This is a genomic window from Thermosynechococcus sp. HY213 (assembly GCF_031460975.1).
In the GTDB taxonomy this organism is placed as follows: Bacteria; Cyanobacteriota; Cyanobacteriia; order Thermosynechococcales; family Thermosynechococcaceae; genus Thermosynechococcus.
Genome location: NZ_JAVKVB010000016.1, coordinates 436,660 through 448,806, shown reverse-complemented (window position 1 = coordinate 448,806; position 12,147 = coordinate 436,660). Strand labels below are relative to the sequence as shown.

General features: G+C 54.1%; 11 protein-coding genes. 4 read left to right on the top strand and 7 right to left on the bottom strand.

Going from position 1 to position 12,147, the window contains the following annotated elements:
• Positions 1-30 precede the first annotated feature (30 nt).
• The 4 genes from RHK62_RS11810 (at position 31) to RHK62_RS13140 (ending at position 4,893) form a co-directional block, all read left to right on the top strand.
• Positions 31-993, top strand: a complete 963-nt coding sequence (locus tag RHK62_RS11810) for an HMA2 domain-containing protein (protein ID WP_206200065.1) — start codon at positions 31-33, stop codon at positions 991-993.
• Positions 994-1,042: 49 nt separating this feature from the next.
• Positions 1,043-2,122, top strand: a complete 1,080-nt coding sequence (locus RHK62_RS11805) for a PIN/TRAM domain-containing protein (RefSeq protein ID WP_149819124.1) — start codon at positions 1,043-1,045, stop codon at positions 2,120-2,122.
• Positions 2,123-2,153: 31 nt separating this feature from the next.
• Entirely contained in the window at positions 2,154-4,364 is a 2,211-nt protein-coding gene (locus RHK62_RS11800; RefSeq protein WP_310453759.1) for a glycosyltransferase, read from the top strand.
• Between the two features lie 142 nt (positions 4,365-4,506).
• A complete protein-coding gene (locus RHK62_RS13140; protein ID WP_310743748.1) occupies positions 4,507-4,893 on the top strand; it encodes an IS630 transposase-related protein in 387 nt (128 codons plus the stop codon).
• On the opposite strand, the gene RHK62_RS11795 is transcribed toward RHK62_RS13140, so the two are convergent.
• The 7 genes from RHK62_RS11795 to RHK62_RS11765 form a co-directional block, all read right to left on the bottom strand.
• Positions 4,785-5,276, bottom strand: coding sequence for a hypothetical protein (locus tag RHK62_RS11795; RefSeq protein ID WP_302678210.1), 492 nt, complete (start codon positions 5,274-5,276; stop codon positions 4,785-4,787). The two genes, RHK62_RS13140 and RHK62_RS11795, sit on opposite strands and share 109 nt — an antisense overlap.
• The gene (locus RHK62_RS11790) at positions 5,264-6,088 is read right to left on the bottom strand and encodes a site-specific DNA-methyltransferase (RefSeq protein ID WP_206201684.1); all 825 of its coding nucleotides are present in this window, start codon (positions 6,086-6,088) and stop codon (positions 5,264-5,266) included. The genes RHK62_RS11795 and RHK62_RS11790 overlap by 13 nt, the downstream gene beginning before the upstream one ends.
• Positions 6,089-6,335: 247 nt before the next feature.
• On the bottom strand, positions 6,336-6,689 hold the full coding sequence (locus RHK62_RS11785) for a DUF1257 domain-containing protein (protein WP_149819118.1): 354 nt from the start codon (positions 6,687-6,689) through the stop codon (positions 6,336-6,338).
• A 120-nt stretch (positions 6,690-6,809) separates the two neighbouring features.
• Positions 6,810-8,339: an AAA family ATPase gene (locus RHK62_RS11780; RefSeq protein WP_206201683.1), complete on the bottom strand. Its 1,530-nt coding sequence runs from the start codon at positions 8,337-8,339 to the stop codon at positions 6,810-6,812.
• A 44-nt stretch (positions 8,340-8,383) separates the two neighbouring features.
• Positions 8,384-8,707: a ribbon-helix-helix domain-containing protein gene (locus tag RHK62_RS11775; protein WP_206200060.1), complete on the bottom strand. Its 324-nt coding sequence runs from the start codon at positions 8,705-8,707 to the stop codon at positions 8,384-8,386.
• A 132-nt stretch (positions 8,708-8,839) separates the two neighbouring features.
• Positions 8,840-9,835, bottom strand: coding sequence for a methionyl-tRNA formyltransferase (gene fmt / locus RHK62_RS11770; protein WP_302678209.1), 996 nt, complete (start codon positions 9,833-9,835; stop codon positions 8,840-8,842).
• Positions 9,836-9,871: 36 nt separating this feature from the next.
• Positions 9,872-12,136 carry a ribonuclease R gene (locus RHK62_RS11765; protein WP_310438411.1) on the bottom strand — a complete coding sequence of 755 codons (2,265 nt, stop codon included), beginning with the start codon at positions 12,134-12,136 and terminating at the stop codon, positions 9,872-9,874.
• Positions 12,137-12,147: the final 11 nt, after the last annotated feature.

Below are 12,147 nucleotides of genomic sequence, written 5' to 3'. Positions count from 1 at the left end.
GGCAGCTAGAGCCTATTGGGTGGGTTTCCCATGGCCACTGCCGAAACTGCGCCGATTGCCGAAGTCATGCACCTCACGGGCGATCGCCTGCGATTGCGGATTCAAGAACTGAAAACGGATGCTGCCTTTCGCGATTCCCTGAGTGCCTATCTGAAAACCCTCCAAGGGATCAAATCTGTTCACGTTAACCCCCTTGCCGCCTCAATTACCATTGAGTATCACCTCGAGCAAATCACGCCCCTACAACTGTTGGCGGCCATTCAATTTTGGGGGGATGTCCAGATCATTGGCCAAGGCAATAAGGGCTTGCAAAACCTCACCCGCGCCTTTGATCTCGAACCTGAAGAGGTGGGCAACAAACTCACCTCCATGGGCGGATTTCTCATGGGCGGCTACGTGGGCGATATTCTTGGTGGCATGGTGGGGGGAACGGCGGGTGGCCTGTTTATGGGGCCTGCGGGTGCGGTCATGGGGGTGCAAGTGGGCACCTTTGTTGGCGGTGTGATTGGTGCGCGATTAGGGATGGAAGCCACGGAGCAAATCACCCAACTGCAATTTACTGCCCTTGAGGCAACGCCGGAACGGGTCGCGAAAGCCTTGGAGATTCACAGCGGTGACAAAATCGGGGGTACCGCCGGTGAAATTGCTGGCGGTTTGGCAGGGCAAGTGGTCTTGGGGCCTGTGGGCGAAACCGTCGGGCGCGTAGTGGGCAATATGGTTGGTTCGCAACTGGGGGAAGATCTCGGGCGACAGTTGGCGGCGCCATCCCCTGAGGAACCTCCTCCCCCATCCCTGCATCTTTTTCTAGAGTGGTGGGTGAAAACCAGTCAAACCTTCACTAAGGAAACGCTATGGGCGACCCTCGGTGGCATGGTAGCACGAGCCATTCTGGGGCCTCAAGCGGAAGCTGAGGGCATCCGAGCCGGTACCCGCATTAGTCGCCATCTCGATATGCAGCAGCCCAACACCGCAGCAAAAGAGAAAAAAGTATAATCCTAAAGTAATGGCCTATGGAGATGTCCAGCGCGACAGGAGCGAACTAATGCTCGATACCATCTTACTCCTCATTATCGTCGTGATGGGAATTGCCGTTGGCTTCAACAGCATTGACCTTCTGCCAGAAACGGTTCTTGCTCAAGTGGCCAATGTGCGGGGATTGCAGTGGGTCATGGCTGGCTTTGGCGCCATTGTTGGCATTGCCCTTGGTTTATTGTTGCAGTCCCTTTACCATCGTCTTGAGCGCAGTATCCGCCAATTGCCCCCAGAAACGCTCTTGTCGCGAGCCGTGGGTCTGGTGGTAGGGTTGCTCTTGGCCAACTTGATGCTGGCACCGATTTTCCTGTTGCCCATTCCCAAAGATTTTTCCTTTATTAAACCCCTGATTGCTGTTCTCACCAGTATTGTCTTTGCCTATTCGGGAACCACCTTGGCCGATAGTCACGGGCCTGCCCTGCTGCGGTTAATTAACCCCAATGCCGTTGCCAGCAGTCTCTTGGCTGAGGGCATGCTCAAACCTGCCCGAGCAAAGGTACTGGACACCAGTTGCATTATTGATGGCCGCATTGAGGCACTGTTGAATCTCGGGGTACTCGAAGGGCAAATCATTGTGCCCCAGTTTGTGCTTCAGGAGCTGCAACTCATTGCCGATGCGGGGAATGAGCAAAAACGGATTCGCGGTCGGCGGGGTCTCGATGTTCTCAATCGTCTCCAAGCCAGTTTGGGCGATCGCATTGTCATTCACTCCGCAGACTATCCAGAATTAACAACGGTGGATGCCAAGCTGGTGCGCCTGTGCCAAGAAATCAACGGCACCCTTGTCACCAATGATTTGAATCTCAACAAAGTTGCCCGCTTCCAAAAAGTGGATGTCTTTAACGTCAACGAGTTAGCGCAAGCCCTGCGCCCCATCTACCTCCCCGGCGATACGCTGGAGTTGAAGATTCTCAAGGAAGGGAAAGAACCAGCGCAAGGGGTGGGCTACCTTGAGGATGGCACGATGGTGGTTGTCGAAGAGGGGGTGGATCACATTGGCGATCAGTTGTCGGTGGTTGTGACCAGTGCCCTGCAAACCTCGGCAGGCCGCATGATTTTTGCTCGCCTGCAAATGCCGACGATGGCCTAAATTTCCTCTTTTTCCCCTAGGGGGTCTCCTTATGACCCATGAGCCACCCAAGCCCACTTCCCCCCCGCAACTGGTTTCACCGTGGGTCTGGGGTCTTTTTGTTTTCAGCATCCTATTCCTCTTTGGTGTGCTGTTGGCGACGGTGTGGCGACCGACGCTCTTTCCCATTGATTTAGTGAATCCCGATCAGTTGCGGCCTCTGCCTGACCTGTTGCAGATGCCCACCGATGATTTAAGCGTGTGGTGGCCCATTGTCCTTGCAGCAGTGATGGCAGTTGCCCTCAATTTTATTCCCAGCAATAATGTTAGCCGCCTGATCATTCGCTTCATTGTTATTCTCTTTGGCTGCCGCTATCTGGTGTGGCGGGGCTGGGTGACGCTCAATGATGCCCACTGGTTGAGCTTTACTGCCAGTATTGGCTTCTATGGTCTTGAGGTGCTCTACTTTTTCACCTATTTGCTTTACTTCTATCAGACGGCATGGCTGACGACTGCATGGCGATCGCGACAGGCCAATTACTATCAGCAGGCGGTTCTCAGTGGTGAATACTGCCCCAGTGTGGATATTTTCATTCCCACCTATAATGAGCCTCCCTATATTTTGCGGCGGACGATTGTGGCCTGTCAGGCGATCAACTACCGAAATAAAAGCATCTATGTCCTCGATGATGGTCGGCGATCGGAAATTGCGGATCTCTGTGAGCATCTGGGGGTCAACTATCTCACCCGTCCCACCAATGAGCACCGCAAAGCAGGGAACCTCAACCATGCCCTGAAATACACCACTGGTGAACTGATTGCTGTTTTTGATGCCGACTTTATTCCCTTTCAGAACTTCCTGAGCCGCACCGTGGGCTTCTTTCAAGATGATCACGTGTCCATGGTGCAGACCCCCCAGCACTTCTTTAACCCTGACTACCACGCCCAAAACCTTGGCATTGAGTTCATGATGCCCGGCGATATGGAGTACTTTTTTGGCTTTATTCAGCCGGGGCGGGACTTTGGCAACGCCATCATTTGCTGTGGCACCTCCTATGTGGTGCGCCGCCGTGACCTAGAAGCCGTAGGCGGCTATTACACCCGTTGCGTGGTCGAGGATTTCCAAACGGGAACCAAAATGCAGATCGCTGGTTATCGCCTCGTTTACCTCAATGAAATCCTCAGCATGGGGGAGTCTCCTCGCAACTTCCAAGATCATCTGGAGCAACGGCTGCGCTGGCTACAGGGGAATATGCAAATCTATTTCTGTGGTGATGATCTCCCCATTTGGTCAAAACTGTCGTGGTTTCAGCGCAGTTGCCACCTCTCGCTGCTCTTGCACAACATTAATCCCTTTATCCGCACGTGCTTTCTCGTTGGTCCGTTTTTGAGCCTAATGACAGGCATCTCCTTAACGGTGGCGACATTGGGTGAGTACCTTTTCTATGCCCTGCCCTACACGCTGTTAGTAATTGCCACCTTTAGCTGGGCGACAGAAGGGCGGTATTTTTCCGTCTGGGGTGAAGTCTATGAGGTGACCTTTGCCTTTCCGGGGATGGTGCAACTGATTAAAATCCTCCGCAATCCCTTCGGTAAAATTGGCAGCATTGTCACTAATAAGGGCACCCTCTCCAATCGGAAGCGGCTGAATTTGCGCTATACATGGCCGCTGGCGGCGTTTGTGATTGCAGTCGGAGTGGGGGTCTTTATCCGCTATGGGGGTTACTGGCTCCATATCTGGCCACCAATGGAGTATGAACGGGCGGGTTTAGAGGTGATGCTGGCTTGGACGCTCTACAACGCCTTTATTGCCTTGATTGCGGTTCTGTCCTCCATTGATCAGCCCACCCGCCGTCAGAGCGATCGCTTTCCCGTTTGCACTGTATGTCGTTTCCAACTGGGGGATCAAACCTACTGGGGCTATACCCGCGATGTGTCGGAGACTGGTGCTGCCCTATTGCTGACCGCAGGGCGTTTTATCGAAGCCCAAAGAGATACCGTCGGCACGCTGACCTTTTTGGAACAGGACTTTAGCGTCACCGCAGCCGTGGTTCGTACCCGCACTGAAGAGGAGCGGTGCTGCATTTACCTGCGGTTTTTAGAGGTCAGTGATGAGGCACAGCGGCACCTCGTACAACTGCTCTATGGTGGCCTCACATGGTGGCACAAACCCAAAGCCCCCAATGGCCTAGATGCCTTTTGGCCAATGTTGATTCGTCTCTTTGACTTTCGATCGCTCTTTAGCCTCTATAGCAATAATTGACCGATAGGCTCATAGCTCAAAAATTTGCCCTAGGGGAAAATAAAAGTTTGGCAATAGGGGAGATGTCAACGTATAGCTATAGCTGTTTCCAAAGGGAGTGAGATATTTTCAAGAGGCATAGGCTATACTCAAAGCGTCATGAATGTTACTCAAGAATATGAGCTATAGCTTGGACTTACGAGAGCGGGTTGTCTCCTATATCAAGCAAGGTGGCAAAATCAGTGAAGCCACTCAAATTTTTCAGGTGAGCCGCGCCACTATCCATCGCTGGCTGAAGCGAGACGACTTAGCCCCCACAGTTGTCCCCCGTCGTCCTTGGAAGTTGGATTGGGCGGCCTTAGCAGCCGATGTTGCTGCCCATCCTGATGACCGTTTAATCGACCGTGCCCAGCGATTTGGCGTTCAAGTTTCCACCATTAGTTATGCCCTCGCCCAGATGGGCATCACCCGAAAAAAAAACAGATGCGTTACCAAGAACGGTGTGAGGCAGAGCGACAAGCGTATCAACAGCAGCTCGACACATGGGTAGAGAGTCACGGCGAGGAAACGGTGGTGTATATTGACTAGCCAAGGCTGCTCACTGATCGGGGTGATTCCTTGAATGACATTAGCGGTAATTTCCAATTCCTGTGTCAAAATTTGCGGCACGATCGCGATCGGATCTTGATCCGACCCTACTCTGCCACCGGGAAAATCCACCGTAGCTCGCTGAACCCCCACCCGAAAGGTTGGCGGCAGGCAGATTAAATCCTTCCCTTGCAGCGGCAGGACAATCACCGAGTCCGCCTTTTCTACCCGCCAGTATTCTAGGGTTTCACCTGTGTCCGTCAACCACTTCTCGGCAATCAAGGTCACCCACTTGGATTGAATGCGTACCCGTTCATCGAGCGATCGCCAATTCACTGTTGCCACTCTTCAGGAACTTGGGCTATTTTCTCATGCCCTGTGGGGGCGTACACCGGTCTGCCGAGGGGACGGTAGGGCAGGGTGCCATTTTCATAGGCCTGAATCCGCTGGCGAGCAATGTTGACATAAGTGGGTTCCTTTTCACAGCCCATCGCCCGCCGATTGTGCATTAGGGCAGCCAAGAGGGATGATCCCACCCCCATATAGGGGTCAAAGACCCAATCCCCTTCATGGCTGAGGGCGAGAACGCACCGCTCCACTAACTCAATGGGAAACTGGCAGGGATGCAATGTTTTTTCAGGATGATTGGACTTGACATTGGGAATATCCCACACCAGTTCTTGCCAATCCTGAAGAACGATTTCCCAGACATCGGATGGATTTTTGCCCAAGGGATTGCCCGAGGGTTTGCCCTTATTGGGACCTTTGAAATGGCGTTTCCCCGGATATTTGGCTGGAATACGCACGGCATCCAAATTAAAGATGTAGTGATCGGACTTCGTGAACCAGAGAATCGTTTCATAGCGGCCAGAAAAGCGCTTTGTGGCATGGAGACCATGGCCAAATTTCCAGATGATGCGATTGCGCAGCTTCAAACCCAACCGCTTGAACAGGGGATAAAACAAAATATCCAAGGGATACACCTCTCCCCCTTGAACAAAATTCCCCACTTGCCAGCACAAACTTCCCTCTGGCCGCAGCACTCGATATAGCTCGGCAATCACTTGGCTTTGGCTTTGGAGATAGTCCTCAATCGCCACCGGGGTTTCATAGGCCTTGCCGAGGTTGTAGGGCGGCGACGTAAAGATGAGCGTCATGGCCTTATCCGGCACCTGACGAATCACCTCACAGACATCTCCACTGGCAACGACTAGCTTAGCCTCTGGAGAAAAACGCTCTTGAATGTGCTGGCCAGAACTCAATAACTATAAGCCATCCTTCCCTGTACCGCCAAAATACCATATTCGTAATCCTGAGATAAAAAAAGAGGCCGACCCCTAGGGAGTCAGCCAGCGGATTACTTGGGAACGCGCGCTAGACAGTACAAAGCAATTGGCAACAGGATTAGCTATGCACCACAAGCTTGACGTTGGCGTTCTGAAGGCCAGGACGCTTCACCTCAGCCAAGGTTTTGTTGATGGCATATTTTTGGTTGATCGAGTTGATCAGCTCCGTTTGGTTGTGTTTTTTGGCCACACCCCAGAGGTCAGCAATCAGATCAAAGGTGCCATCAGCATTGCGAGACCAGCCCAGATCATACTCGCCATCGAGGACAGCGACGATGTCAGAGCGAACACGTTGGCCATTGTAGCCACGCACATCGGCATTGGTTTTCACCGTAATGCCCAGATCCCGCAGGGACGCTTTCAAGATTTCAGCATCGGTAATTTTCGTACGCAGGGTGCTGAAGTGAGACATGTGGATTTCCTCCAGATTGAGACAGAAACATTGGACTGAATGAACCACAATTTATGGCGAACCAAACCCCTGTGGTCGGGTCTTTCTCCCATCTGCGCAGGGCAGACAGAAGGAAGCTTGTCAAAACTCCAGTCGCTGGTATTCAGCCACTGAAGCAGCCGCCGGACGCGCCCGTTGGCGTGCCCAATCACGCAGTGCCGTGACCTGCTCTTGCATCGTCTTGGAAAGGGGTTGAGTGGCACGGCTAGCGGCAATAATGTCTAACTGGGTAAACTCGCGCCCTTGAGCAAAGGCTTCGTACATGGCAGCAATGATGGCCTGCTCAATCTCGGCACCTGAAAAGCCATCACAGATATTGGCGAGTTGCTCGAGGTCAAAGCGATCAATGTCGCGGCGGCGCTTGGTGAGGTGAATGCGAAAGATTTCCTTGCGCTCCTCGGCATTGGGCAAATCCACAAAGAAAATTTCGTCAAAGCGACCTTTGCGCAAAAATTCACCGGGGAGCCGTTCAACGCGGTTGGCTGTCGCCAAGACAAAGACGGGAGACTTTTTCTCCTGCATCCAAGTGAGGAAGGAGCCAAAGATCCGGCTTGAGGTACCGCCATCGGAGTCCGAGGAGCCTGCTCCGCCCGCAAAGGCCTTGTCCATTTCATCAATGAAGAGAATGGCAGGGGAGATCGATTCAGCGGTTTTCAGGGCATTGCGCAAATTCGCTTCCGATCGCCCCACCATTGAACCGTCATAGACGCGCCCCATATCAAGGCGCAGCAACGGCAAGCCCCAAAGGCGGGAGGTGGTTTTGGCAATCAGGGACTTCCCACAGCCGGGGACCCCCAAAATTAACATCCCCTTCGGTTGCGGTAAGCCGTATTCACGCGCCTTTTCACTGAAGGCGTTGGAGCGTTGGCGTAACCAGACTTTCAGTTCCTCTAGACCGCCGACCGAATCAATGGTTTCATCCACTTCCATATACTCGAGGATGCCATTGCGGCGGATGAGTTGCTTTTTCTCAGAGAGGATGATGTCCACTTCGGCTTCCGTAAGGCGCCCAGCGGTCACTTTGGCTTTGCGAAAGACTTTTTCAGCTTCATCCCGCGTCAGGCCAAGGGTGGCTTTGACGAGTTTTTCCCGTACTTCAGGGGTGAGGCGGCGATTGCGGGGATCCAGTTGCTCCCCGAGAACCTGATCTAGTTCGTTGATACTGGGTAGGGGGTAGTCAACGACAACGATTTCTTTTTCCAGTTCGACAGGAATCCGCTGCGCTGCTTCTGGGGACATGAGAATAATGGTTTTGTGGCTGCTTTTGAAGCTGGCGATCGCGTCCCGTAAAGAACGAGTCACAGGGGGCGAATCAATGAAGGGGTGCAAATCCTTGAAGACGTAGATGCCCGGTTCCCGTTGGTGAACAACCCATTGAATGGCAGCTTCCGGCGAGACAGTGTTGTGGTGACTGTTGTTGCGGGGATGGCCATACTCGACCATGCCGTGGGTCACTGTCCAGATGTAGAGCTTGCGGGGAGACCGCCCTTGAGGCCCGACTTGACTTTGGGCAATGGTGGCGATCGCCTGCTCAGCCCGCTCTTCTTCAGAGGTCAGGAGGTAGATCAACGGATATTGCGCTTGGATGAGGATACTCAATTCTTCTTGCACAGCAATCACCTCCTTCTTTCAAGGCTGACCCAACACCCCCGCCACTAGCGGGCAGACACCAACTCGACGGAGAGCGAAGGAACACTGAGGCTGTCGTCATCAATCACTGTGGGCTGATTGACCAAGGCCGTTAGCTCATCCCCCCGCAGGACAAGGGCACTAGCACACTCTGGGCAGTGGTAAACCCGATGCACATTGCCATGCTTTTGCTCGGCATATTCCGCCAGTACGTCTGGGTGAGCCAGCAGAAATTCAATGGCACGTTCAGCAAGGGTGGACATCGTTTCCTGCTCGACGACAGCGGCAATCTTGAGCTGGCGGTGCACATCGGGGGATAGATACAACGTAACCTTTTGCTTATCTTCCATAGGGGTTAGAGACGTACCTAGGTATGTGTGCCAGTGTAGTGAGCCGATCCGAGGGGTGTCAAGGTGAAATGCTGTCAAAACGGCAAAATCGTAACATTTAGTTACATTAAGCCCCGCGTGCTTAAAACTCAGTTACAGGGCTGAGGGCATCATATCGAATTGAGTGGCGATCGCCAGCCGTACCCCATTGACAAAATCCCACCCCGATTGGGCTTTGCGACCACTCAAGTGCACTTGACTCAGCAGCAGGCGACCCTTGCCCGTCTGTACCACGGGGCCCCATCCCTTAATTAGCTCTACCACCGTACCCGGGGCGGAAGCTGCCTCAGGCTCACAAACAAAAGACTGTAAAGGTTCCGGTAATTCGGCCCTCACTTCGGGCACCAATGGCCACGTTTGCAGCAGTTTCAAGGGGGTGTCTTGCCACTGGGTATAGGCATAGGGGTAAAAGGCGCGCACTTGGTTGTGAAGGGCTAGGGCCGATCGCCCCCAATCAATGGCATAGTCACTTTTTTGAATGAGCGGTGCGTAGGTAGCCTCAGCGTCGTTTTGGGGTTCGGGTTGAAGCTGTGGCAGTTGCTGCAAGGTTTCTAGTAGGAGGTCGGCACCGATGTCACTGAGCTTGGCACTGAGGGTAGCAGCGTTATCTCCTAGATGAATCGTTACTTTGCGCTTCAGGAGCATTGGGCCTGTGTCCATACCCGCATCCATGCGCATCGTCGTCACGCCGGTTTCCCCTTCGCCATGGTAGAGTGCCCACTGAATGGGAGCGGCACCGCGATACTTCGGCAGCAGCGAGCCGTGGATGTTGATGCAGCCGTAACGGGGAATCTCAAGGATCGACGGGGGCAGGATTTGACCGTAGGCCACCACCACAAAGACATCAGCGCCTAGCGATCGCAAGACCTCAGGCAGCTCTGGATCCCGACGCAGACGTTCCGGCTGCCAAACTGGTAACCCGTGACAAAGGGCTAAGGCCTTGACCGGAGAAGGCGATAATTGGTTGCCCCGTCCCCGTCGGCGATCGGGCTGGGTGACCACCCCCAACACTTGATAGGTCTCTGTTTCCAGCAGCCGTTGTAGCGGCGCAAGGGCAAACTCCGGTGTGCCAAAATAAACGATTTTCAATCGCTGCCCACTCCCTGCAAAACGTCAACTGCTGGTTTAGAGAGTCTCAGGAGCGTCATCCTCAGAAGGAGTGAGGGCTTCCCCACCATCACTAGCGCCGTTCAGATCTTCTTCCGTCGCTTGGGAGCCACCACTAATGACCGCCAAATCCACCTGCTGGCGGTAGGAATCCACATTTTTAATCAGGACTTCCACGCGATCGCCCAAGCGGTAGCGCAAGCGATTACGCCGACCCGTCAAGGTTTGGGCATGGGCACGGTATTCATACCAGTCATCCTTGAGGGAGCTGACGTGGACTAAGCCCTCAACATTAAAGTCAATCAGTTCCACAAAGAAGCCATAGGACTGCACACCGGTAATAATGCCCGAACGCACTTCGCCGATGCAGGCTTGGACTTGGCGCACCCGTTGCAAGCCCACCAAATCTTTCCATGCGGCGTAGGTTTGCCGCTCCCGCTCTTGGAGGTGAGGGGCTAATTCATTAACCAGGGTGTCCACTTCCCGCTGGGTATCGGTGGTGAAGACGGTCCAATTCACCTGCTCCAAGCAACTGGATTCGCCAAGATTGACGCGCTCTTTTGCCCGTGGCCCGCGGCGATCGCGCCCTTCCGTCAGGAGAATGTGCAAAATGCGCTGATTCACAATGTCAGTGTAGCGTTGGAGGGGTGAGCAGAAATGGCCATAGCCCTCGCCAGTGGCCAAACTAAAGTGGAGCAGCGCCACGGCGGCATCGCTGGCGGGTTTGAGTTTATCGAGCAACAGTTCCTGCAACACGGCTGCCAGATCCGAGGTGGCCAATTGTGCCATAAAGCGCTGACAGTCGCGGGGCGTGACCTGCGCGGGATTGTCTAGGCTCAAGGGCAAGTTGAGATTTTGGCAGAGCTTGAGAAAATCCTGCACGGCATAGAGTTCGGGCACAGGCTGCGTGCGGTAGAGAGCCGGTACCCCCAACTTCGCCAAATGACGGGCAAGGAGTTCATTGGCAAGGATCACTAAGCTTGTCCAAGGGGTGACCCTCGGTAGGGGAATGGCGGGGGCGAGACCCTCATCGGCATAGGCAAGGCTCAGGGCATCCGCTGGGGTGACTTCAATACTCCCCCGTGCCTGTCGTTGCTGACTCACGGCATTGGCAAGGTGAATCAGGGCACGCAACCAATCACCGGAAGTATCCCCTAGGGCAAGGGTGGCCGCCACCTGCTCACTGGTGACACAGGCATCAACGCGGATACAACTGCGGTAAATTCTGTAGGACTGAACTTCACCGGCATTATTGATCACCATCAGCAGCGAAATGGCAGCGCGATCGCCCCCCGGCAGCAAGCGCAACCTCTCCAATTCCTGCGGCAAGAGGGGCAAACTCAGTTCAGGGGTGGCGAGGGTCATACCCTGACGGCGAGCAGTGCGATCCAGCAGTTCATCGCGGGGGAGCAATCCCCCCACATCGCTAATGTGAATCCCCAACTGCCAGAGATTTTGCTCGAGGGCATCGAGGGAAAAGGCCACTTGGGGTTCTTGGCCGGGAGCCACTAAGGTAATGGTGACCAGTTCCCGCAAGTCTTGGCGATCGCTCAAGTCCAAGGTTTCCAACTGGGCATTTAAGGTGGCGGCTGCTGTCCGCAGGGCGGGGCTAAATTGGCGGACAAGATTATGTTTGCAGCAAATCAAGTCCAAAGCAGGTGCCGATTGGGCATCACTCCCTAGGATCTGGCCAATTTCCCCCGTCGGCAGGTACCCCCCCAAGGGATAGCGGCGAATGTTCACATGCACCAGTTGATCCACCACCGTGGATAGATCGGGGACGAGGTCATTGGGTTCAAGGGCAATTTCAAAGAGCAGGCGATCGTCGAGGGGTGTGGCCCGAAACCCATCTTCGGTCTGTTTCACCCGGGCAATCACCGAGGGGTTTCCCCGCTCAAGGATCAGTTTCACTTCCCCCTCTGGAGATTTCTTGCGGCGGCCTTCACGGGTGACCCGCACCAGCACGCGATCGCCATTCCAAGCAGTGCTGAGTTGATGCTCGCGCACAAAAATATCTTCGGCACCCTCGGTATCCTGAATCGCAAAGCAAAACCCTTTGCTGGAGCAGCGCAGCCGCCCTTCAATCAAGCCATCATCACTGGCGCGGCGATACTTGCCCCGTTCTTTAATAAGCAGGCCAATGCGTTCTAGGGCATCGAGGGCAATTTCCAGTTCTCGCTGGCTCTCAGGATCGTCACAGCCGAGTTTTTTTTCGAGAACCTTGGGGGCAACAAATTTATCTTCGCTAAAGTTGGCAAGCAGACTGGCAATCGTAAAATGCATCGGCAACTCGG